Here is a 21,786-nt window from a genome sequence, read left to right on the forward strand (position 1 = left end):
CTTGGCGGCTCGCGCCGCCGTCACAAACAGCTTCAGCCGATCCGCTTCGCCAGCTTGGCGATCACGCCCGGCACCGTCTCGCCATCGGCACGGGCGGCGAAGGTGAGCGCCATGCGGTGCTTGAGCACGGGTTCGGCCAGCGCCACCACATCGTCCACCGACGGGGCGTAGCGCCCGTCGAGCAGCGCGCGGGCCCGCACCGCCAGCATCAGCGACTGCGAGGCGCGCGGGCCGGGGCCCCAGGCGATGAACTTGGAGAGGTCGCCCGCCTCCGACCCCGGACGGGCGGAGCGGACCAAAGTGAGGATGGCTTCGACCACGGATTCGCCCACCGGCAGCCGGCGCACCAGCCGCTGGGCGGCGGCGAGTTCCTCGGCCGTCATCACCGCGCGCGGCTTGGTTTCCTCGGCGCTTGTGGTGTCGAACAGGATCTTCCGTTCCGAATCGCGGTCGGGGTAATCGACATCGATCTCCATGAGGAAGCGGTCGAGCTGGGCTTCGGGCAGGGGATAGGTGCCCTCCTGCTCCAGCGGGTTCTGCGTCGCCAGCACATGGAAGGGCTTTGGCAGGTCATGGCGCACGCCGGCGACCGTCACATGGCCTTCCTGCATCGACTGCAGCAGCGCCGACTGGGTGCGGGGCGAGGCGCGGTTGATCTCGTCCGCCATCAGGAGCTGGGCGAAGACCGGGCCGGGAATGAAGCGGAAGGAACGGCGCCCGCCGGCGCTTTCCTCCAGCACCTCGGCGCCGAGAATGTCGGAGGGCATGAGGTCGGGCGTGAACTGCACGCGCCGGGCGTCGAGCCCCAGCACCACGCCGAGCGTTTCCACCAGCTTGGTCTTGGCAAGGCCCGGCACGCCGACCAAGAGACCATGGCCGCCTGACAGAAGGGTGATGAGCGTGCGCTCGACCACCGCCTCCTGGCCGAAAATCACCGCGCCGATGCCGGCCCGGGCGGCGCGGACATTGGCGGCGGTGGATTCCGCCGTGCGGATGATCATGTCATCGAGGGATTCGAAATTCTCGCCGGTGGCGGATGTCATGGCGTGCTCCTGCAATTCCAAATCCCGCGTCCCCGTCCGGCCCGAAGGCCGCACCGCGAGACGCCCCGTCGCTTCCGCCCCGTGCCGATTGTGCGCTGCAACACGAGCGAGTGCAACGCGTGGAACGCACAACCGCGCGAGGGACTCGCGCGCCGGCTTGGGCTTCCGCAGGGCTGAGCTTACGCTATCCTGCAACCGCGTCGACTATCGGGCGGGGGATCACGACTGCGCGATTGCATGCGTATGACAGGGATTTCCCCATGACTTCAGAAGCTTCCGCGCGGATTGACGATTTGGTGCGCGCGCTCGGAAACAGCCCCGCGCAAGCCCTGCCGCCGGTGGAGCGGTGGAATCCGCCCGATTGTGGCGACATCGACATCGTGATCGACCGCGAGGGCGGGTGGCACCATGAGGGCCAGCCGATCCGCCGGCCGGCGCTGGTGCGCCTGTTCGCCTCGGTATTGAGGCGCGAGGGGGAGCGCCATGTGCTGGTGACGCCGGTGGAGAAGCTGGGCATCCGGGTGGAGGACGCGCCCTTCCTCGCCGTCGCGATGGCGGTGGAGCCGGAAGGGGTGGGGGAGGGGGCGCCGCGCCTCGTCTTCCGCACCAATCTCGACGATGTTGTCGCCTGCGACCGCGACCATCCGCTGCGGGTCGACATACGGGCGGATGGCGAGCCGCGACCCTATGTCTATATCCGTCGCGGCCTGTGGGCGCGGCTGACCCGCGCCGTCTTCCTCGATCTCGCCGAGCGGGCGGAGGCGCGCGTGGTAGAAGGGCGGCGCGTCTTCGGCGTCGCCTCGGGCGGGGCGTTCTTCGCGCTGGCGCCCGACGAAGAGCTGAACGCGGAGGGATGAACGCCTTGCCTGTGAACGTGCTGACCCTGCCGGAGACGACCGACGCGGCGCCGCTCGACCTCGGCGACTTTCTCGCCCGCGCCCGCGCCCGCCTGCTCGCCGTGCCCGATCTTGATGGCGACCCGGTGCGCGGCGACCATGAGCTGACGCCGGAATTCCGCGCGCTGGTCGATGCCCGCCCCGTGCGCGGGGCGGCGGTGCTGGTGCCGATCATCGCCCGCGAGCGGCCGACCGTGCTGCTCACCCTGCGCTCGGCGCATCTCTCCAGCCATGCGGCGCAGATCGCCTTTCCCGGCGGCAAGATCGACCCCGAGGACGACGGCCCGCTCGGCGCGGCGCTGCGCGAGGCGCAGGAGGAGGTGGGGCTGGCGCCGGGCCTCGTCGACCCGCTCGGCTATCTCGACCCCTATCTCGCCCGCACCGGCTATCGCATCGTGCCTGTCGTGGGGCTGGTGCAGCCGGATTTCGGGCTGACGCTCAACCCCGGCGAGGTGGACGAAGCCTTCGAGGTGCCGCTGGATTTCCTGATGAATGACGGCAACCACCAGCGCGAAAGCCGCGAATGGCTCGGCATGGTGCGCACCTTCCACGCCATGACCTATGAGAAACGCCGCATCTGGGGCATTACCGCCGGCATATTGCGCAGCCTCTATGAGAGGATCTACGCCTGATGGCCCGTATCCTCGCCCAGCTCGCGCTGTTCGTTCTGCCCTTCCTCGCCTTCGCCCTCTATCTGCGCTACGGCCGCAAGGTGGATTCCTGGCTTTCCGGCTGGTCGCTGCGGGCGATGATCGGCTGTTCCATCATCGCCGTGCTGCTGGTGGCGGGCAGCCTCTACGTGCTGGAATCCTCCTCGCGCGGGCCGACCACCGGCCGCTATGTGCCGCCGACCTGGAAGGACGGGGTGATGGTGCCGGGGCATATCGAATGAACCCGCTCGTCGAAGGCCGTCCCGGCCTTGCCCGCGTGCTCGCCGCGCTCGATGGCGCGGGCGAGGAGGCGCGTATTGTCGGCGGCGCGGTGCGCGACTGGCTGATCGGGCGCGGGCTGCGGGCCGATATCGACATCGCCACCACCGCCTTGCCGGACGAGATCACGCGCCGCGCCCACGCCGCCGGGCTGAAACCGGTGCCGACCGGCATCGAGCACGGCACAATCACGGTCATCGCCGAGGGCGAGCCTTATGAAGTGACCACGCTGCGCGAGGATGTGGAGACCGACGGGCGGCGGGCGCGCGTCGTCTTCGGCCGCAGCTGGGAGCATGACGCGCAGCGGCGCGACTTCACCATGAACGCGCTCTACCTCACCCGCACCGGCGAGGTGGTCGATCTCGTCGGCGGCGTGGCGGATGCGAAGGCCGGGCGTGTGCGCTTCATCGGCGATGCCGACACCCGCATCCGCGAAGACTATTTACGCATCCTTCGGCTGTTCCGCTTCCACGCCTCTTTCGGCCGGGGAGCGCTCGATGCGGATGCGCTGGCGGCGGCGGCGCGCCACCGCGCCGGGCTCGACCAGCTCTCGCGCGAGCGGGTGCGGGCGGAAGTGATGAAGCTGCTCGTCGCCCCCCGCGCCGCCGAGACGCTGGCGCAGATGCAGGCGGCGGGGCTGCTGGCGCCGGTGCTGGGGCGGGAGGGCGAGGACACCACCTTCGCCCGCCTCGCCGGGGTGGAGGCGGCGCTGGGGCTGCCGCCCGACGCGGTGCGGCGGCTCGGTGCGCTCGCCGTGCGGGCCCCGGCGGATGCGGAGGCGCTGCGCGAGGGGCTGCGGCTCTCCAACACGGAGGCCGCGCGGCTCGCGGCGCTTGCCGGCCCGGCGCCGACGCCGGGCATGTGCGAGAAGGGGCAGAAGGCGTTTTTGTACCGCATGGGCCGGCAGGCGTTTCAGGACCGGGCGCTGATCGCCTTCGCCCGCTCCGGGGCGCCGCTCGACGATGAAGGCTGGCGCGCTCTGGCCGCGATCGCCGCCGGCTGGCCGCTGCCGGTGTTTCCGCTCAAGGCGGCGGATTTCCTCACGCGCGGCATGACCCCCGGCCCGGCGCTCGGGGCGGCGCTGAGGCGGGCCGAGGAAGCCTGGGTCGAGGCCGGCTTCCCCTCCGGCGAGGCGGCTCTGGCGGAGATCGTCACAGAGGCCGTGGGCTGAACGTCCACCCGTTGGCTGCTTCCGTTCCCTCATGCCCGGGCTTGACCCGGGCACCCAGAGACGGTTCCCCCCGGGGCTGAGATGTGAGTGGTGGAGCGGCGGCAAGGCTGGGTCCCCGGCTCAAGCCGGGGGATGAGGGGCGGCACAAATGCAAAAGGGCCCCTAGCGGGGCCCTTCGCGTGTCGGCGTCTGGCGGGAGGCGGTCGCTTTAGTGAGCGACGTCCTTCCACACCTTCTTCTTGGTGAAGTAGAGCAGGCCGGCGAAGATGATGAGGAAGATCATCACCTGGAAACCGATGCGCTTGCGCGCTTCCAGATGCGGTTCCGCCATCCACATCATGAAGGCGGTCACGTCGCGCGAATACTGGTCGAGCGTCTCCGGCGAGCCGTCGGAATAGGTCACCTGCCCGTCGGAAATGGGCTGCGGCATCTTGATGGCGTGGCCGGGGAAGTACTTGTTGTAATGCGCGCCTTCCGGCAGCGTGAAGCCCTCCGGCGGCTCCTCATAGCCCACCAGCAGGGCGTGGATGTAGTCCGGGCCCTGCTCCTGATACTGGGTGAATATGTCGATCAGGAAGCCGGGGAAGCCGACTTCATAGGTGCGCGCCTTGGCGAGCGTCGAGAAGTCCGGCGGGTAGGCGCCGCCATTGGAGGCGCGGGCCGCCTGCTCGTTCGGGAAGGGCGAGGGCCAGCGGTCGGACAGCCGGCCGGGGCGGTCGAACATGTCGCCCGCATCGTTCGGCCCGTCCTGCACCTGGTAGCTCTCCGCCACCGCCTTGGCCTGCGCCTCGCTGAAGGAGGGGCCGCCGGGCTGGGCGAGGTTGCGGAACGAGAACAGGTGCGCCGCGTGGCAGGAGGCGCAGACTTCCTTGAACACCTGGAAGCCGCGCTGCAGCTGCGCCTGATCGAACGTGCCGAACGGACCGGCGAAGCTCCACTCCTCGCGGGGGGGCTTGGGCGCGCCCTCGGCGGCGAGCGCCGGGGCGGCCAGGCCGAACGCCAGCGCGGCGACGGCGAGCGGACGGAGAAGGGTGGAACGGAAGGACATGGTGGTGCTCATGATGATCCGCTCAACCCTTGGTCTGCGGCGCCGAGACGCCCGCCGAGGCCGGTGCCGCGCCCTTGTTCTTGCCCAGCACGGCCTCGGTGATGGAGGCCGGCACCGCCTTCGGCTTCTCGAACAGGCCGAGCAGCGGAAGGATGATGAGGAAATGGGCGAAGTAGTAGATGGTCAGGATGCGGCCGGCGATGACATAGCCGCCTTCCGCCGGCTTGGAACCGAGCCAGCCGAGACCGATGCACACCGCGATCCAGATCCAGAAGAACTGCTTGAACAGCGGACGGTACACGCCCGAGCGCACCTTCGACGTGTCGAGCCACGGCACGAAGAACAGCACGATGATCGCGCCGAACATGGTGAGCACGCCGCCGAGCTTGTCCGGCACCGCGCGCAGCATGGCGTAGAACGGCAGGTAGTACCATTCGGGCACGATGTGCGCCGGCGTCACCAGCGGGTTGGCCGGGATGTAGTTGTCGGCATGGCCGAGATAGTTCGGGATGTAGAACAGGAACCAGGCGAAGAAGATGAGGAAGCACACCATGCCGAACGCGTCCTTGATGGTCGCGTAGGGGGTGAAGGGCACGGTGTCCTTGGCGCTCTTCGGCTCGACGCCGGTCGGGTTGTTCTGGCCGACCACATGCAGCGCCCACACATGCAGGACGACGACGCCCGCAATCATGAAGGGCAGCAGATAGTGCAGCGAGAAGAAGCGGTTGAGCGTCGCGTTATCGACCGAGAAGCCGCCCCACAGCCATTCCACGATGGTCGGGCCGACGACCGGGAAGGCGGAGAACAGGTTGGTGATGACGGTGGCGCCCCAGAAGCTCATCTGGCCCCACGGCAGCACATAGCCCATGAAGGCGGTGGCCATCATCAGCAGATAGATGATGCAGCCGAGGATCCACAGCACCTCGCGCGGAGCCTTGTAGGACCCGTAATAGAGGCCGCGGAACATGTGGATGTACACCGCGATGAAGAACATCGAGGCGCCGTTCGAGTGGATGTAGCGGATCAGCCAGCCATAGCTGACATCGCGCATGATGTGCTCGACGGAATCGAACGCCAGCGTGATGTGCGGCGTGTAGTGCATCACCAGCACCACGCCCGACAGGATCTGGCAGACCAGCATCAGCGACAGGATGCCGCCGAAGGTCCACCAGTAGTTCAGGTTGCGCGGCGTCGGATAGGCGACGAAGGAGGAATGGATCAGGCCGACCAGGGGCAGCCGGCTCTCGAACCACTTGAGCGCCGGGTGCTTCGGCTCGAACGTGGAATGTCCGCTCATCTTTGAATATCCCTGAACGCCGGCTCAGCCGATGGAGATCTTCGTGTCGGACACGAACTTGTAGGGCGGGACTTCGAGATTGGTCGGCGCCGGCCCGCGACGGACCCGGCCGGCCGTGTCGTATTCCGACCCGTGGCAGGGGCAGAACCAGCCGTCATATTCGCCGGAATGGCCGATCGGCACGCAGCCGAGATGGGTGCAGATGCCGATGACGACCAGCCACTTCTCGTGGCCCTCGCCGGCGCGGTTCTCGTCGGTCGCCGGGGCGTCCGCCGCGAGATTGGCATTGCGGGCGATCGGGTCGAGCAGCGCGGTGAGCTGCACGCCCTTGGCCTCGGCAATGTCCTTCTCCGTGCGGTTCCACACGAAAACCGGCTTGCCGCGCCACTTCACCGTGACCATCTGGCCTTCGGCGACCTGCGACAGGTCCACCTCGGTGGAGGACAGCGCGAGGACTGAGGCGTCGGGCTGAAGCTGGGAGATGAAGGGCCACACGAGTGCGGCGGCGCCGACCGCGCCCATGGCGCCGGTGGCGATGTAGAGAAAGTCGCGGCGCGTGGTACCCGCCGTCTCAGTTGCTGCCACGATGGTTTCCTTTCCCCTCGAACCCGTCACCGCTGCCTCGGCCCGCCGTCCGTCGCGGCGCCCAGCGCTCGCACGAAACAGGCAGGCGTCCGCGTGGCACGCGGCCGACCCTACCTTCGATTGCCTCTAATTGCATCCGGGCCGTCCCTTGTCCAGATGAACCCAGTGCGGCAACCCGTCCTGCCCCCAGCGCGCGAGGGGTCTTCGTGCCCGGCGGCGCGGGCCGGCCGGCAGCCTCGGGCGCCGCGTGCCGCGCGGCGTGCGCGGATTCCGCCGCCACCAGCCTTGCCGCCGGGCCGGCGGCTGGCCTAGGCAACGCGCTCCTGCCGCGTCGCGGCCGGGTGAGGGAGGGGTTTCTCATGGCGCTGGCGCTGGCGCTCTATCAGCCGGATATCGCGCCGAATGCCGGCACTCTGGCGCGCATGAGCGCCTGTTTCGGCCTGTCGCTGCACATTATCGAGCCGGCGGGTTTTCCTGTCGGCGATGCCGGTTTCCGCCGGGCGGGGATGGACTATCTCGACCGCGCCGCCATCACCCGCCATGCGAGCTTCGCGGCGTTCGAGGCGTGGCGGGAAGGGGAGGGGCGGCGCCTCGTTTTGTGCACCACGCGCGGCGCCGTGGCCTATACCGCCTTCGCCTTCGCGCCCGACGACGTGCTGCTGCTCGGCCGTGAAAGTGCCGGCGTGCCGGAGGAGGTGCATCAGGCGGCCGATGCGCGAATCGTCATCCCGCTGGTGGCGGGCGCCCGCTCGCTCAATGTCGCGCTGGCGGGGGCGATGATTCTCGGCGAGGCGCTGCGGCAGACGGGGGGATTGGCGGCGGTGCGGAACTGATGTTGCGCGACGTATCATATTGAGATACGTTTGCTGCGTCGTTCACGCCGCACGCCACGATGATCGTCAGTTTCAGGGACAAGAGAACGGAGGCGGTGTGGAATGGCCGTGTCGGCAAGGGTTTTCCTGCCGATCTGGTGCGGGTGGCGCAGCGCCGGCTCGCCATGCTCAACGCCGCGGTGACGCTGGAGTCGCTGCGCGCGCCGCCGGCCAATCGGCTGGAAGCGCTGAAAGGCGACCGTGCCGGCCAGCATTCCATTCGCATCAATGACCAGTTCCGCATCTGCTTTCTCTGGCGGGACGGCAATGCGGCCGAGGTCGAGATCACCGACTATCACTAAGGAGCGCGCGATGATCGGTCCTACTCCGCCCATCCATCCCGGCGAAATCCTGCGCGAGGAGTTTCTGATGCCGCTGGGGCTCAAGCCCTATGGCCTTGCCAAGGCGCTGCACGTGCCGCGTACCCGCATCGAGCGGCTGGCGCGCGAGGAAGTGCCGGTCACGGCTGACACGGCTCTGCGGCTGGGCCGCTATTTCGGCACCGGCCCGGAATTCTGGATGAATCTCCAGACCGCGTTCGACCTCGCCAAGACGCAGGCGGAACGGCCGGAGCTCGCGAACATAACCCCGCGCGAGGCTGCCTGAGCCTTCGTGCTCGGTATACGGCCCATAGCCCGCCCGCCCCGCGCGGTGCTAGCTGTGGGCCAACACATGGTGAACGCCTGACAGGAGCCCGGCGACGTGAGCGTTGCGTTTGCGAAGGAAGAGAGCGCCGAGGCGGCGTCGGAGACGATTCTGCCGCCGCGCCCGATCTCCGGCCGAATCAATCTGGTGACGCAGGCGGGGCTCGCGAGGCTGCAGGCGGAACTCGCCGCCGCGCAGCAGGCGCTGGCGGCCGCGAACGCGCTGGACGATGTCAATGAGCGGCGCCGGCAGGCGGCGATTCCCCTGCGCGATGTCAGCTACTATGCCCAGCGCGTGGAGACGGCCCAGCTTTCCCCGCCTCCCGCCTCGCACGAGGTCGTCGCCTTCGGCCACACGGTGAGTTTCGAGCGCGAGGATGGCCGGGTGCAGACCTACCGCATCGTCGGCGAGGATGAGGCCGACCCGTCGCGGGCGACGATCTCGCATGGCTCCCCCGTCGCGCTCGCCCTGATGGGCAAAGCCGTGGGCGACGTGGTCGAGTTCGGGGGGCGCAGCCTCGAAATCCTCTCCATCGCCTGGGTCGACGAGGCCGGCGGCCAGAGCGCCCTTATTCCGCCGCCGCCTCGACCTCATCCGCGTCGATGAAGCCGCCGGACTGGCGGTGCCAGAGGCGGGCGTAAAGACCACCCTTCGCCACCAGTTCGGCATGGGTGCCGCTCTCGACGATGCGCCCGTGCTCCATCACCACCAGCCGGTCCATGCGGGCGATGGTGGAGAGGCGGTGGGCGATGGCGATCACCGTCTTGCCGGTCATCAGCTCGTCGAGATTGGCCTGGATCGCCGCTTCCACCTCCGAATCGAGCGCCGAGGTCGCCTCGTCGAGGATGAGGATCGGCGCGTCCTTCAGCAGCACCCGGGCGATGGCGATGCGCTGGCGCTGGCCGCCGGAGAGCTTCACCCCGCGCTCGCCGACATGGGCGTCGAGCCCGATGCGGCCCTGCGGGTCGGACAGCGTGTCGATGAAGCTGTCCGTATGCGCGCGCCGCGCGGCGGTGCGGATGGCGTCCTCGCTGGCGTCCGGCCGGCCATAGGCGATGTTGTCGCGCACGGAGCGGTGCATGAGCGAGGTGTCCTGCGTCACCACGCCGATCTGCGCGTGCAGCGAATCCTGCGTCACGCCGCGCACATCCTGCCCGTCGATCAGCACGCGGCCCGACTCGGGATCGTAGAAGCGCAGCAGCAGGCTCATCAGCGTCGACTTGCCGGCGCCGGACGGGCCGACCAGCCCGACGCGTTCGCCGGGGCGGATAGTGAGCGAGAGGTCGTCGATGACCCCGCCGCCCTTGCCATAGTGGAACGACACGCGCTCGAAGCGGATCTCGCCTTCGCTCACCCGCAGCGCCGGGGCGGCGGGCGCGTCCGCCACGTCGCGCGGGCGCGACAGGGTGGTGATGGCCTCCTGCACCGTGCCGACATTCTCGAACACGCCTGTCACCACCCACATGATCCAGCCGGACATGTTGACGATGCGGATCGACAGGCCGGTGGACAGCGCGATGGCGCCGAGATTGATCGCGCCCACCGACCACAGCCAGATTCCGAGCGCGCCGACCGCGCCCAGCATCAGGCTGTTCAGCACGCTGATGGTGAAGGCCATGCGCGAGATGTGGCGCTGCTGGCGGCTGTTGTCGTCGACATTGCGCGCCAGCGCCGCGCGGACATAGCTGTCTTCGCGGTCGGAATGGGCGAACAGCTTCACGGTGAGGATGTTGGTGTAGCTGTCCACCACCCGGCCGGTGAGGGCCGAATTGCTCTCGGCGGTGCGCTTGGACAGATGCCGGATGCGCGGCACGAAGACGACGAGCGCCAGCACATAGAAGCTGATCCACGCCACCATCGGCAGCGCGAGCCGCCAATCGGCCTCGGCGAAGAGTAGCACGGCGCTCACCGCGTAAATGCCGGCGTACCACAGCGCGTCGATCACCTCGACCACCGAGCCGCGCAGGGCCGGACCGGCCTGCAGCACCCGCGTGGCGATGCGGCCGGCGAAATCATTGTTGAAGAAGCCGACGCTCTGGCGGATGACCCAGCGATAGGACTGCCAGCGGATCATCGGCCCGACCTTGGCGGTGATCGTCTGGCGCACCAGCAAATCGTGCAGCAGATTGGCCAAGGGGCGGGCGACGACGACGACGAAGGCCATCCACAGCAGCAGCCTGCCATGGTCGGCGAAGAAGGTCTGGGGGCTGGACGCCTGCAGAAGGTCGACGATCTGGCCGATATAGCGGAACAGCGACACCTCGATCAGCGCGACGACAAAGGCCGCGCCGAGCGCCGCGACATAGACCCAGCCGGTCTGGCGCACGAAGTGCCAGTAAAACGCGATCAACCCCTCCGGCGGCTGCCCGATGGGCGCGGGATGGAAGGGGTCGACCAGCTTCTCGAACAGGGTGAAGATGCGCGTCAGCATGGGCCGCCTTCTGCGCTCGCGATGCGGCACCTTTGTGTCCCCCGGCGGGGGACGGTTTCCCACAGGCGCCGGCGGTATCATAAGAATGTAATGGTTCCGGCGCAGCCTCCCGCGCCTTGACCGACGGAGACCCCGCATGCGCCCGCGCCACACCGAGAATCACTATGTCGACCGTGCCGGCTGGCTGCGTGCCGCCGTGCTGGGGGCCAATGACGGCATTCTCTCCACCGCCAGCCTCATCGTCGGCGTCGCCGCCGCCAATGCCGAGCGCGACGCCGTGCTGCTCGCCGGCATTGCCGGGCTGGTGGCGGGCGCCATGTCGATGGCGGCGGGCGAATATGTCTCGGTCTCCTCGCAATCCGACACTGAGCGCGCCGACCTCGCGCGCGAAACCGCCGAGCTTGCCGCCGATCCCGCCGGCGAGGAGGAGGAACTGGCGCAGATCTATGTCGGGCGCGGGCTCGATCCGGCGCTCGCCCGCCAGGTGGCGCGGCAATTGATGGCGAGGGACGCGCTGGAGGCGCATGCGCGCGACGAACTCGGCATGAACGAGATTACCGCCGCCCGCCCGGTGCAGGCGGCGCTGGCTTCCGCCGCCAGCTTCGCCGCCGGCGCGGCGCTGCCGCTGGCGACCGCGCTGCTGATGCCGCTCTCCGGCCTGCCGCTGACGGTGTCGGGCGCCGCGCTGGCCTTCCTCGCCCTGCTCGGCGTTGCCGGGGCGAAGGCGGGCGGGGCCGATCCCGTGAAGGCGGCGCTGCGCGTCACCTTCTGGGGCGCGCTGGCCATGGCCGCCACCGCCGCCATCGGCGCGGTCTCCGGCACGATGGTGTAGCCCGCCCTTCCGGCGCGCGGCGGGAGAGGCTAGAAGCGGGCCTGCGTCCATCCGCAGGAGCAGCCGTCATGAGTGCCGAGACCGCCGCCGCCATCGAGGCCCGCAAGGCCGCCGCCCGCGCCTGGTTCGAGGAATTGCGCGACCGCATCTGCGCCGCCTTCGAAACGCTGGAGGACGAGGCACCGGAAGCGCTCTATCCCGGCGCCCCCGGCCGCTTCGAGCGCACCCCGTGGCAGCGTACCGACCATTCCGGCGCGCCGGGCGGTGGCGGCGTGATGTCGCTGATGCGCGGGCGGCTGTTCGAGAAGGTGGGTGTCCACTGCTCCACCGTGCATGGCGAATTCGCGCCCGAATTCCGCAAGCAGATTCCCGGCGCGGAGGAAGACCCGCGCTTCCACGCGACAGGCATCTCGCTCATCGCCCATATGGCGAACCCGCATGTGCCGGCGGTGCACATGAACACGCGTTTCGTCGTCACCACCAAGGCGTGGTTCGGCGGCGGGGCGGACCTGACCCCGGTGCTGGAAGCCCGCCGCACCCAGGAAGACCCGGATTCGGTGGCTTTCCACGCGGCGATGCGCGGCGCCTGCGAGGGCCGCCCGCACATCGACTATGCCCGCTACAAAGAGTGGTGCGACGAGTATTTCTATCTGCCGCACCGCAAGGAAATGCGCGGCATCGGCGGCATTTTCTACGACTGGCTGGACTCGGGCGACTGGAACGCGGACTTCCACTTCACCAAGGCGGTGGGGCTTGCCTTTCTCGATGTCTATCCCCGTCTCGTGCGGGCGAACATGGCGACGCCGTGGAACGAGGCGGCGCGCGAGGAACAGCTGATCCGCCGAGGCCGCTATGTCGAGTTCAACCTGCTCTATGACCGTGGCACGCTGTTCGGGCTGAAGACCGGGGGCAATGTGGATTCGATCCTCTCCTCCATGCCGCCGGTGGTGAAGTGGCCGTGACAGCGCGAGCGCTGAATCCCCTTCTGCCCCCTCATCCCCGGGCTTGACCCGGGGATCCAGCTTTCCGCATCCGCATGGCTTGCTCGAGGGCTTGGCGAGCGGAGCCGTCTCTGGGTGCCCGGGTCAAGCCCGGGCATGAGGCGGAGCGCAGGTCCCCAGCTACACACGCCCTCATCCCCGGGCTTGACCCGGGGATCCAGCCTTTCGGCCGTCACAGCAGGTCGTCGTAAAGGTCCCGCCAGTCGGGATTGTCGCGCTCGATCAGGGCGAGCTTCCAGCGGCGCGGCCAGTGCTTGAGGTTCTTTTCGCGCTGGATCGCGGCCATGGCGGTGTCGTGCGGCTCGGCAAAGACAAGCGTCTTGACCCCGTATTGCTCGGTAAACCCGCCGAACAGGCCTGTCCGATGCTCGTGCATGCGCTTGGGAAGATCTCGGGTCACGCCGACATAGAGCGTCCCGTTACGTTGGCTGGCGAGGATATAGACCCAGTGCGGCTTCATGGCCTGTCACGCCCCGCCGGTCAGAGTGTGAAGTCTGGGTGCCCGGGTCAAGCCCGGGCATGAGTCGGAGCGCAGGTCCCCAGCTACACACGTCCTCATCCCCGGGCTTGACCCGGGGATCCAGCTTTCCGCATCCGCATGGCTTGCTCGAGGGCTTGGCGAGCGGAGCCGTCTCTGGGTGCCCGGGTCAAGCCCGGGCATGAGGGGGCGGTCAGGCCCCCGTCACCCCTCCAGCCGTTCCACGAACAGGCTGTTGGTGAACTCCAGCACCCGCGTGCCGGCGGGGTCGGTGGCGGTCTCAAGCGTGAAGACGAGGCCCCATTCCGGACGGCTTGCGCTCGGCTTCTTCGCCGTCACCTCGCTGAGAAAGGCCAGCGTGTCGCCGGGGCGCACCGGGCGCAGCCAGCGCAGATCCTTGAAACCGGGGGAGGGACCGAGGCGCGGCACCGGCCTTCCCTCGCGCCGCAGAAGCTCATGCTCGCGGGCCCAGGCCTGCGCCCGCAGCCGGGCGGAAATCGCCACCACATGCCAGCCGGAGGCCACCAGCCCGCCGAAATGGGTGCGCGCGCCCGCCGCCGCGTCGAGATGGAAGGGTTGCGGATCGAAGGCGCGGGCGAAGGCGACGATTTCGCCTTCGGTGAAGCTGTGCGCGCCGAGCCGGGTGCGGGCGCCGATCTCGATATCCTCAAAGAACCGCATGACACCCCCTCAGGCTGGCCGGAAGCCGGGATTGCGCCGGCCGAACAGGATGGTGCCGACAAGGTCCGCCATCACCTCGCCGGCGGCGTCCAGCAGTTCGAAGCGAAATTTCACCAGCCCCATTTCCGGCCGGCTTTTCGAGGAGCGGGTCTCCAGCACCTGCCGGCGCAGGCTCAGCACCGTGCCGGGATGCACCGGCTTGAGGAAGCGCACCTCGTCGAGGCCGGGCGAGCCGAGGCAGTCGCTGCCGATGAGGAAGCCGTCGGCGGCGAGGCGCATGAAGATGCAGCACAGATGCCAGCCGGAGGCCGAGAGCCCGCCGAGCCGCGTCGCCTCGGCGGCGGAATCGTCGAGATGGATGGGCTGGGGGTCGTAGTCGCGGGCGAAGGCGAGGATTTCCTCGCGCCCGACCACATAGCGCCCGCAGGTGGCCACATGCCCCTCCTGAAAATCCTCCCAGAACAGCATCGCGTCCCCCCCTGCGCCCGTCCATGACAGGCGAGCGGCGCGGCAAGGTCAAGAGCGGCGAGGGGCGGGTCGGCTACAGTTCCATCTTCACGATGGCGATCGGGTCGCCGCCGACGCCGTGGGAGAAGAAGCCCCGGCCGATGGGGCGGAAGCCGTGGCGGCGGTAGAAGCCTTCGGCGTTGGCGGTCGCTTCCACCTTCACCGGGCCGTCATGGCCGCGCCGGGCGGTTTTGAGGCCGATCTCCAGCAGGCGGCGGCCGAGACCTGCCCCGGCGGCGTCGGGGAGCAGGAACAGGCGGGTGATCTCGCCCGGCTCGGCATCGACGAAGCCGACCACCGCGCCGCCACGGTCGGCCACCACCACGCCGCCCCGGGCGATGAGCGCCTCATAATAGGCGGGCGTGCGCTCCCCCATCCATCCCTCGATCTGCGCGGCGGAATAATGTCCGCGCGCGAGGCCGGCGACGGAAAGGCGCGTCACCTCGAACAGCGCGCCGCCCTCGCCGGGGCGGGCGGGGCGGAGCACGGGAGCGCCGTCGTCAGCCGTCATGGGCGCGCGGTCGTCGCGGGTCAGGTGTTGAAGCGGAAATGCAGCACGTCGCCATCGGCGACGACATATTCCTTGCCTTCCAGCCGCAGCCGGCCGGCATCGCGCGCGCCGGCTTCGCCCTTGCCCTTGACATAGTCGTCAAAGGCGATGGTCTCGGCGCGGATGAAGCCCTTTTCGAAGTCCGAATGGATGACGCCGGCCGCGCCCGGTGCCTTGGTGCCTGCCGTGATGGTCCAGGCGCGGGCTTCCTTGGGGCCGACGGTGAAATAGGTCACGAGCTTCAAGAGCTCATAGCCGGTGCGGATGATGCGGTTGAGGCCGGGCTCTTCGAGGTCGATGGCTTCGAGATAGTCCTTCTGCTCCTCGGCCGGCAGCACGGCGATCTCGCTCTCGATCTTGGCGGAGACGACGACGGCCTTGGCGCCTTCCTCCGCCGCGCGGGCGAAGACCTCAGCCGAGAGGGAATTGCCGTTCTTGGCCGAGGCTTCCTCGACATTGCAGACATAGAGCACGGGCTTGGAGGATAGCAGGCCGAGCATGCGGAAGGCCTTCTCCTCCTCCGGCTTCACCTCGACGAGGCGCGCCGGCTTGCCGTCGCGCAGCAGCACGAGGGCGCGGTTCATCAGGTCGAGCAGCTCCTTGGCTTCCTTGTCGCCGCCCTTGGCCTTCTTCTCCAGCGCGCCGGCGCGCTTTTCCAGGCTTTCGAGGTCGGCGAGCATCAGCTCGGTCTCGATGGTCTCGATGTCGGACACCGGGGCGAGCTTGCCCTCGACATGGGTGACATCGGAATCCTCGAAGCAGCGCACCACATGGGCGATGGCGTCGCATTCGCGGATATTGGCGAGGAACTGGTTGCCGAGCCCTTCACCCTTGGAGGCGCCGCGCACCAGGCCGGCAATGTCGACGAAGGTGAGGCGGGTGGGGATGATCTGCTGCGAGCCGGCGATCTGCGCCAGCGTCTCCAGCCGCGCATCCGGCACCGCCACGTCGCCGACATTCGGCTCGATGGTGCAGAACGGGTAGTTCGCCGCCTGCGCCGCCGCCGTCTGCGTCAGCGCGTTGAAGAGGGTCGACTTGCCGACGTTGGGCAGGCCGACAATGCCGCATTTGAAGCCCATGATGCGATGCTCGGTCGAGAGGAACAATTGCCGCCGTGGTTAGGCAGAATGGCGGGCGAGTGCAAGTGAGGCCCTGCGAAGTGAGGCCCTGCGAAGTGAGGCGCCACCGGCGGGGAAGGCGCCCGGTGTTCAGCCCGGCTTCTTGCCGGGCTTTTCCGCCGGGCCGACGCCGCGCGCTTCCAGAAACAGGTGCATGCGGTTCTGGAACTCGTCCAGCCGGTGGGTGGCGAGCAGGCCGGCAAGTTCGGCGCAGCCGTCGCACACCGCCTCCACCCAGTCGCGCTCGGCCTTGGCGAAGTCGCTCAGCACGTAATTGTGCACCAGCGCCTTGTCGCCGGGATGACCGATGCCGAGGCGCACGCGCGCATAGTCATTGCCGCAATGGGCGGTGATGGAGCGCAGGCCATTATGCCCGGCATTGCCGCCGCCGACCTTGTAGCGCACCTTGGCAGGGGGCAGGTCGAGTTCGTCATGGAAGGCGAACACGTCGCGCAGCTCGATCTTGTAGAAGCGCTGGGCTTCGGCGACGGCGCGGCCGGACTCGTTCATGTAGGTTTCCGGCAGCAAAGCGAGCACCTTCTGGCCCTCGATCTCGCCTTCGCAGGCGGCGCCCTGAAAGCGGCGGCGCCAGGGCGAGAAACGATGCCGGCGGGCGATGGCGTCCACCGCCATGAAGCCGATATTGTGCCGGTTGCCGGCATATTTGGACCCGGGATTGCCGAGCCCGGTGAACAGCAGCACCGCGCGCCTCCTGCAGTTCATGCCTCGCCGCGAAACGACAAAAGCCGGAAGCGGGCTTCCGGCTCTCCTCGCGGGATGGGCGGGCGGCACCGCGAAGGGCCGCCCGGATCAGCCGTTTCAGCCGTAAAGGCGTCAGCCCTTGGCGGCGTCCGCCGCGGCAGCCGCGGCTTCGTCTTCCTCGGCTTCCTTCAGGCCCGACGGGGCGGTGATGGTGGCCAGCGTGTCGTCGCCATGGCCGGCCCAGGTCACGCCCGCCGGCAGCTTGACCGCCGAGAGGTGGATGGAGTCGCCGAAATTGTAGCCGGAGAGATCGACCTCGATCGCGTCGGGGATCGAGTCCGCCGGCACGTTGAGGGAAACGGTGTGGCTGACGATGTTCAGCGTGCCGCCCTGCTTGATCGCCGGGGCCGTCTCGGCGTTCAGGAAGTGCACCGGCACGTCGACCGACAGGGTGGCGCCAACGGCGACGCGCAGGAAGTCGATGTGCAGCGGGAAGTCCTTGACCGGATCGAGCTGATAGTCGCGCGGGATCACCCGGTGCTTCTCGCCCTCGACCTCGACGTTGAACAGCGTGGTCAGGAAGTGGCCGGCATAGATGATCTTGTTGATCTCGATATGATCGAGCGTGATGCCGACGGGGGCCTTGCCGTCGCCATAGATGACGGCGGGTACGCGACCGGCGCGGCGTTCTGCACGAGCGGCCCCCTTGCCGACCTTCGTGCGCGCCTGCGCCTTCAGTTCCTTGATGGCGGTCATGATTGTCCTCAAATGGTTGCAAAAGGAGAAGGCCGCTTGCGCGGCCCGTTCCTTCAGGCTCGGTACGGTGAGCCCCGGCGCGCCTCCAGGGGTGCGGAAAGGCCGGGGCCGGGCGGGCTCATAGCAGCAAAAGCCTTGGCCGGCAATGCGCCGCCGGCGCGGCGGCTTCAGAACTTGCCGAGCACCCCGGCCTTGACGAGGCCGCTCGCCTCCGAACCGGGCGCCTGCGAGCGCTCCACCGAGATGTAGCGCTCGGCGCGGCCGGCCGGCGCGCGCAGCTCCACTCCGGTGCGCACCGTCTGCCCCTTGTCCACCTCGACCGTCGTGCCGAGCTGTTCCGCCCCGAGGCCGAGCGGCGCCAGCGGCACCGACACGGTGCTGCCGACGGCGATATTGTCATAGAGCGTCGCGGAGGCCGGGTTCGGTCCGGCGGAGGCGCCCAGAGTGCCGGTGCTGTAGACGGTGAGATGGTCCTGCTCCAGCCCGAGCCGGCCTTTCAGTTCGCCCGAACCGCTGGTGCTGGTGGTCGCGAGCGCGCCTGAGGCGGGAGCGGTGGCGCTGGCGCTGGAGGAGACCGACATGATCGCCGCGCCCTGGCGCAGCTCCATCTGCGTCGGCAGCTGGGTCCGCGCCCGCTGCACGGGGGCGCTGCGCTTTTCGATCAGCTGGTAGGGCGTGGGCGCTTCCGGCTCCGGCTCTTCCGGCGGTCCGCCGAGGCCGAGATCGATGCTCTCCCACAGCGAGGGCATGACGGCGGTTTCCTGCGCGGGATCGAAGGTCACGGGCGCCGCCGCAGCGGCAGGCGGGGGCGGGGCGGGCTGTGCCGCTTCCGCCGCCGCATCGGCCGCGTCGTGAGCGGCGTCATAGGCCGAGCCCCCGGCGGCTGCCTCGTCATAGGGCGAGATCATGATCACCCCGAACCACGGGTCCGGCAGGCCGGGCTTGGTCACGGTGCCGATGGACTGGGCGGCGGCCGGCAAGGCGAGGGCGAGCAGCAGGCCCGTCGCGGGCGCGACGCGGCGGGTGAGGGGCGCGAGGCGGATCCCGAAGGGGCGCGGCAAGGAGAGACGCGGCAAGGGAGTACGCGGCATCAGAACAGTCCGGTCGATTTCAGCGAGCGGACAGGGTGCAGCCGAACTGTGGACGCAAGATGGCGCAGCGCAGCATCTTGCCACTGCGCGTTCATCATCAACGAGTTAGGCGGTGTTTCCGCGCCCGCTCAGTCGAACAGGCTGGAGACGCTTTCCTCATGCGCCGTGCGGCCGATGGCCTCCGCCAGCAGGCTGGCGATGGAAATGACGCGGATGTTGCGCGCCACCCGCACCGCCTCGGTCGGCTGGATCGAATCGGTGATCACCAGTTCCTTGAGATTCGAGGCGGTGACGCGCGAAACCGCGCCGCCCGACAGCACGCCATGGGTGATATAGGCGTAGACTTCGGTGGCGCCGCGCGCCAGCAGCGCGTCCGCCGCGTTCACCAGCGTGCCGCCGGAATCGATGATGTCGTCGACAAGGATGCAGCGCTTGCCCTCGACATCGCCGATGACGTTCATCACCTCGCTCTCGCCCGGGCGCTCGCGGCGCTTGTCGACGATGGCGAGCTGGGCATCGATGCGCTTGGCCAGCGCGCGGGCGCGCACCACGCCGCCCACGTCGGGCGAGACGACGGTGATGTCGGACAGTTCGAAACGCGACTTGATGTCCGCCACCATCACGGGGGCGGAGAACAGGTTGTCGGTCGGGATGTCGAAGAAGCCCTGGATCTGGCCGGCATGCAGGTCGACGGTGAGCACGCGGTCGGCGCCGGCATGGGTGATGAGGTTGGCCACCAGCTTGGCGGAGATCGGCGTGCGCCCGGAGGAGCGACGGTCCTGGCGGGCATAGCCGAAATAGGGCAGCACGGCGGTGATGCGGCGGGCCGAGGAGCGGCGCAGCGCATCGGTGATGATGAGCAGCTCCATCAGGTGGTCATTGGTCGGGAACGAGGTGGACTGCAGGACGAACACGTCCTTGCCGCGCACATTCTCCTGAATCTCGACGAAGATCTCCATGTCGGCGAAGCGGCGGACCACGGCCTTGGTCATCGGCGTGCGCAGATAGGCCCCGATCGCTTCCGCCAGCGGGCGGTTGGCATTGCCGGCGACGAGTTTGATCGAACCGTTATTGTCAGACATTCCGGCGCGCTCCCAGCCGTCACCCTTCCGCCGGCCGTCTTATGGCCGTCGCGCAGACCTGATAGGCGGGCCGGCACGGCCTGTAAAGCTTCCAGAGCCGCGTCGCGCCCGCTTGTCCCATGCGTTGCCGCATAGGTGCCACGCGGCTTCAGGGATGGGAGGCGAAGGTGAGGGCGCTGCTCGCGCCTTCGGTCGCCGAAGGTGCCGTTACGACATCGGCGGGGATATCGTCCGGCACCGCGCTGGCGACGACCGGACCGTCGCCGGGGTTGACCGGCGGCGCATCCGCCGGGTCGAGTTCGGGCGCGGCCGCCGGGGTCGTGGACGCGCCCTCAGGCGTGCCGCCGGCGAGGCGGGTCGAGATTTCGGCAAGGCTCTGGGCGGCGATGCGCTGCACCGTGGCGTCATCGAGATTGTTCCAGACATCCTTGCCGGGGCCGACCTTCTCGCGGCCGGCGACGCGCAGCACGCGGTCGCTATCGGCGTCGAACACGTCCCACACCCAGTCGACCTCGCCCTTGCCATTGGCGACGGTGGCGGCGAGATAGCCGCGCACCCGGTAGGCCGCCTGCGACCCGCGCGAGACGACGGGCATCTGCCGGGCCTTGGCCTGATCGGAGAGGTCGGCCACCAGCCGGTTGAACACCGGCTCCGGCGGGCCGTCGATGGATTCGAAGGCGATGGTCTTGTTGCCCGAGGAGATGGCGTTCGCCGCCACCGGCTTGTTGCCGCCGCCATTGGTCTGGCAGGCGCCGAGGGCGAGGGCGGCAAGAAGAACCGCAGTCGTCGTGAGGCGTCGGCCCAGAGGGCGGAAGCGAGCGAGCATGAACCATTCCCTGTGGGCCGGTCGCGCCGCGTGTCCCTGCCGAAGCAGGGCCGCGAACGTCGCCGGCGGACGGGAAAGGGTTAAAACTAATTAACGATCAGGTCCAGAGGGGCGGGCGTTAAGCCCTCGTTAGTGTTAACGCCGACGAGATAGGTGCGCCCCAGGCACATGGCGGTGCCGGTGTCGCTGTCCATCAGGATCATGTGCGCGAACAGCACCATGCCGGGCTCCAGAACCCAGGGATTGTTCTCGTAGAACATCGGCGGGTCCATCCAGGAGGGGGTGAATTTGGCGCCCAGCGAATAGCCGCAGGCCGCCAAGCGGTGCTTTTCCAGCCCGTGCCCGTCCATCACATGCGCATGGGCGGCGAACACCTCGCCGGCGGTACGGCCCGGCACCATGGCATGGGCGCAGGCTTCCAGCGCCTGTTTCGCCGCCGCGAACAGCTCCAGATGCCGGTCGCGCGGCGGGCCGATCACCACCGTCTCCATCATCGCCGCATGGTAGTGGCGATAGGCGCCGGCCCATTCCAGGGTGAGCTGGTCTTCGTCGCCGAGCACGCGCCGGCCGCTCTTGTAGCGGCAGAGCAGCGCGTCCGCGCCCGAGCCGATGATGAACTCATTGGCGGGATAGTCGCCGCCGCCCCTAAAGATGGCGCCCTGCATCGCCGCCAGCACCTCGCCCTCGTCGACGCCCGGCGCGATGGTGGCGAGCGCCGCCTCGCGCGCGGCCAGAGCGAGCTTGCCGGCCTGCCGGACATAGAGAATCTCGGCCGCCGATTTCACCGCCCGCAGCCGGTCCACCAGACGCGAGGCGTCGATGAGCGTGGCGATGCCGTCAAAGGCGGCGTCGAGCTTCTTTCCATTGGCGGCGGTGAGGCCGTAGCTCTCATATTCCACGCCGATGCGCCCGCCCGCGCCGCCCAGCTCCGTCACCATGGCGCGCAGCTGCTGCTGCGGCGTGGCGTCGGCGCGGTCGGTCCAGACGCGGATGTCCTGGATCAGCGAGGTGTGCTGCGCCTGCCGCAGATCCGCCGAGCGGGTGAGCAAAGCGAGCCGCCCATCCGCGCCGAGCCACAGCGCCTGGAAGAAGCAGAAGCCGAACGTGTCATAGCCGGTGAGCCAGTACATGGACTCCTGCTGGAACATCAGCAGCCCGTCGAGCCGCTGTTCCGCCATGACGGTGAGCAGGCGCTGGCGGCGGCGCTCGAATTCGGGTGCGGTGAAATGCAGGGTCATGGCGAAG

At 68.8% G+C, this 21,786-nt stretch carries 26 protein-coding genes; 10 read left to right on the forward strand and 16 right to left on the reverse strand.

Going from position 1 to position 21,786, the window contains the following annotated elements:
* Positions 1–32: 32 nt before the first annotated feature.
* The gene (locus J2S75_RS10635) at positions 33–1,043 is read right to left on the reverse strand and encodes an AAA family ATPase (protein ID WP_307019836.1); all 1,011 of its coding nucleotides are present in this window, start codon (positions 1,041–1,043) and stop codon (positions 33–35) included.
* A gap of 260 nt (positions 1,044–1,303) precedes the next feature.
* On the opposite strand from J2S75_RS10635, the gene J2S75_RS10640 reads away from it, so the two are divergent.
* Genes J2S75_RS10640 through J2S75_RS10655 form a run of 4 tightly spaced genes read left to right on the forward strand, consistent with a single transcriptional unit; the run spans position 1,304 to position 4,039 of the window.
* Positions 1,304–1,900, forward strand: coding sequence for a DUF1285 domain-containing protein (locus tag J2S75_RS10640; RefSeq protein ID WP_307019837.1), 597 nt, complete (start codon positions 1,304–1,306; stop codon positions 1,898–1,900).
* A complete protein-coding gene (locus tag J2S75_RS10645; RefSeq protein WP_307019838.1) occupies positions 1,897–2,571 on the forward strand; it encodes a CoA pyrophosphatase in 675 nt (224 codons plus the stop codon). The genes J2S75_RS10640 and J2S75_RS10645 overlap by 4 nt, the downstream gene beginning before the upstream one ends.
* Entirely contained in the window at positions 2,571–2,831 is a 261-nt protein-coding gene (locus tag J2S75_RS10650) for a DUF6111 family protein (protein WP_307019839.1), read from the forward strand. Before J2S75_RS10645 ends, J2S75_RS10650 begins: the two co-directional genes overlap by 1 nt.
* Positions 2,828–4,039 (forward strand): CCA tRNA nucleotidyltransferase, encoded by a 1,212-nt coding sequence (locus tag J2S75_RS10655; protein WP_307019840.1) that lies wholly within the window; start codon positions 2,828–2,830, stop codon positions 4,037–4,039. The genes J2S75_RS10650 and J2S75_RS10655 overlap by 4 nt, the downstream gene beginning before the upstream one ends.
* A gap of 208 nt (positions 4,040–4,247) precedes the next feature.
* Here the strand turns inward: J2S75_RS10655 and J2S75_RS10660 are convergent, their stop codons facing one another.
* The 3 genes from J2S75_RS10660 to petA are packed head-to-tail and all read right to left on the reverse strand — an operon-like array spanning position 4,248 to position 6,969.
* Entirely contained in the window at positions 4,248–5,099 is an 852-nt protein-coding gene (locus J2S75_RS10660) for a cytochrome c1 (protein WP_307019841.1), read from the reverse strand.
* 10 nt (positions 5,100–5,109) lie between these two features.
* Complete coding sequence (locus J2S75_RS10665; protein ID WP_244375625.1) at positions 5,110–6,384, reverse strand: cytochrome b; 1,275 nt, start codon at positions 6,382–6,384, stop codon at positions 5,110–5,112.
* Positions 6,385–6,408: 24 nt separating this feature from the next.
* Positions 6,409–6,969 carry a ubiquinol-cytochrome c reductase iron-sulfur subunit gene (gene petA / locus J2S75_RS10670; protein ID WP_244375627.1) on the reverse strand — a complete coding sequence of 187 codons (561 nt, stop codon included), beginning with the start codon at positions 6,967–6,969 and terminating at the stop codon, positions 6,409–6,411.
* Positions 6,970–7,328: 359 nt separating this feature from the next.
* Between petA and J2S75_RS10675 the strand changes: the two genes are divergently transcribed.
* The 4 genes from J2S75_RS10675 (at position 7,329) to greA (ending at position 9,092) form a co-directional block, all read left to right on the forward strand.
* The gene (locus tag J2S75_RS10675) at positions 7,329–7,802 is read left to right on the forward strand and encodes a tRNA (cytidine(34)-2'-O)-methyltransferase (RefSeq protein ID WP_307019843.1); all 474 of its coding nucleotides are present in this window, start codon (positions 7,329–7,331) and stop codon (positions 7,800–7,802) included.
* Between the two features lie 59 nt (positions 7,803–7,861).
* Positions 7,862–8,143 (forward strand): type II toxin-antitoxin system RelE/ParE family toxin, encoded by a 282-nt coding sequence (locus tag J2S75_RS10680; protein ID WP_307019844.1) that lies wholly within the window; start codon positions 7,862–7,864, stop codon positions 8,141–8,143.
* 10 nt (positions 8,144–8,153) lie between these two features.
* Positions 8,154–8,447: a HigA family addiction module antitoxin gene (locus J2S75_RS10685; RefSeq protein WP_307019845.1), complete on the forward strand. Its 294-nt coding sequence runs from the start codon at positions 8,154–8,156 to the stop codon at positions 8,445–8,447.
* A 96-nt stretch (positions 8,448–8,543) separates the two neighbouring features.
* Positions 8,544–9,092 carry a transcription elongation factor GreA gene (gene greA / locus J2S75_RS10690; RefSeq protein ID WP_307019846.1) on the forward strand — a complete coding sequence of 183 codons (549 nt, stop codon included), beginning with the start codon at positions 8,544–8,546 and terminating at the stop codon, positions 9,090–9,092.
* Here greA and J2S75_RS10695 read toward each other — a convergent pair.
* Positions 9,055–10,917: an ABC transporter ATP-binding protein gene (locus J2S75_RS10695; protein WP_307019847.1), complete on the reverse strand. Its 1,863-nt coding sequence runs from the start codon at positions 10,915–10,917 to the stop codon at positions 9,055–9,057. The two genes, greA and J2S75_RS10695, sit on opposite strands and share 38 nt — an antisense overlap.
* Before the next feature lie 136 nt (positions 10,918–11,053).
* On the opposite strand from J2S75_RS10695, the gene J2S75_RS10700 reads away from it, so the two are divergent.
* Positions 11,054–11,749 (forward strand): VIT1/CCC1 transporter family protein, encoded by a 696-nt coding sequence (locus tag J2S75_RS10700; protein WP_307019848.1) that lies wholly within the window; start codon positions 11,054–11,056, stop codon positions 11,747–11,749.
* Positions 11,750–11,817: 68 nt separating this feature from the next.
* Positions 11,818–12,711 carry an oxygen-dependent coproporphyrinogen oxidase gene (gene hemF / locus J2S75_RS10705; protein WP_307019849.1) on the forward strand — a complete coding sequence of 298 codons (894 nt, stop codon included), beginning with the start codon at positions 11,818–11,820 and terminating at the stop codon, positions 12,709–12,711.
* Positions 12,712–12,922: 211 nt separating this feature from the next.
* On the opposite strand, the gene J2S75_RS10710 is transcribed toward hemF, so the two are convergent.
* The 11 genes from J2S75_RS10710 to J2S75_RS10760 all read right to left on the reverse strand — a co-directional run bounded on the left by J2S75_RS10710 (position 12,923) and on the right by J2S75_RS10760 (position 21,779).
* Positions 12,923–13,210 carry a GIY-YIG nuclease family protein gene (locus J2S75_RS10710; RefSeq protein ID WP_307019850.1) on the reverse strand — a complete coding sequence of 96 codons (288 nt, stop codon included), beginning with the start codon at positions 13,208–13,210 and terminating at the stop codon, positions 12,923–12,925.
* 222 nt (positions 13,211–13,432) lie between these two features.
* Positions 13,433–13,909, reverse strand: coding sequence for a MaoC family dehydratase (locus J2S75_RS10715; RefSeq protein ID WP_307019851.1), 477 nt, complete (start codon positions 13,907–13,909; stop codon positions 13,433–13,435).
* 9 nt (positions 13,910–13,918) lie between these two features.
* A complete protein-coding gene (locus tag J2S75_RS10720; RefSeq protein WP_307019852.1) occupies positions 13,919–14,377 on the reverse strand; it encodes a MaoC family dehydratase in 459 nt (152 codons plus the stop codon).
* 73 nt (positions 14,378–14,450) lie between these two features.
* Entirely contained in the window at positions 14,451–14,927 is a 477-nt protein-coding gene (locus tag J2S75_RS10725; protein ID WP_307019853.1) for a GNAT family N-acetyltransferase, read from the reverse strand.
* Between the two features lie 20 nt (positions 14,928–14,947).
* Entirely contained in the window at positions 14,948–16,045 is a 1,098-nt protein-coding gene (gene ychF, locus J2S75_RS10730; protein ID WP_307019854.1) for a redox-regulated ATPase YchF, read from the reverse strand.
* A 129-nt stretch (positions 16,046–16,174) separates the two neighbouring features.
* Complete coding sequence (gene pth / locus J2S75_RS10735; RefSeq protein WP_244375653.1) at positions 16,175–16,786, reverse strand: aminoacyl-tRNA hydrolase; 612 nt, start codon at positions 16,784–16,786, stop codon at positions 16,175–16,177.
* A gap of 132 nt (positions 16,787–16,918) precedes the next feature.
* Positions 16,919–17,542, reverse strand: coding sequence for a 50S ribosomal protein L25/general stress protein Ctc (locus J2S75_RS10740; protein WP_307019855.1), 624 nt, complete (start codon positions 17,540–17,542; stop codon positions 16,919–16,921).
* A 167-nt stretch (positions 17,543–17,709) separates the two neighbouring features.
* On the reverse strand, positions 17,710–18,633 hold the full coding sequence (locus J2S75_RS10745; protein ID WP_307019857.1) for a hypothetical protein: 924 nt from the start codon (positions 18,631–18,633) through the stop codon (positions 17,710–17,712).
* Between the two features lie 128 nt (positions 18,634–18,761).
* Positions 18,762–19,715 (reverse strand): ribose-phosphate pyrophosphokinase, encoded by a 954-nt coding sequence (locus J2S75_RS10750; RefSeq protein WP_307019858.1) that lies wholly within the window; start codon positions 19,713–19,715, stop codon positions 18,762–18,764.
* A 148-nt stretch (positions 19,716–19,863) separates the two neighbouring features.
* Positions 19,864–20,541, reverse strand: coding sequence for a hypothetical protein (locus tag J2S75_RS10755; protein WP_307019859.1), 678 nt, complete (start codon positions 20,539–20,541; stop codon positions 19,864–19,866).
* Positions 20,542–20,627: 86 nt separating this feature from the next.
* Positions 20,628–21,779 carry a M24 family metallopeptidase gene (locus J2S75_RS10760; RefSeq protein WP_307019860.1) on the reverse strand — a complete coding sequence of 384 codons (1,152 nt, stop codon included), beginning with the start codon at positions 21,777–21,779 and terminating at the stop codon, positions 20,628–20,630.
* Positions 21,780–21,786: the final 7 nt, after the last annotated feature.

The sequence above is a fragment of the Ancylobacter polymorphus genome (assembly GCF_030813495.1).
GTDB classification, from domain to species: domain Bacteria; phylum Pseudomonadota; class Alphaproteobacteria; order Rhizobiales; family Xanthobacteraceae; genus Ancylobacter; species Ancylobacter polymorphus.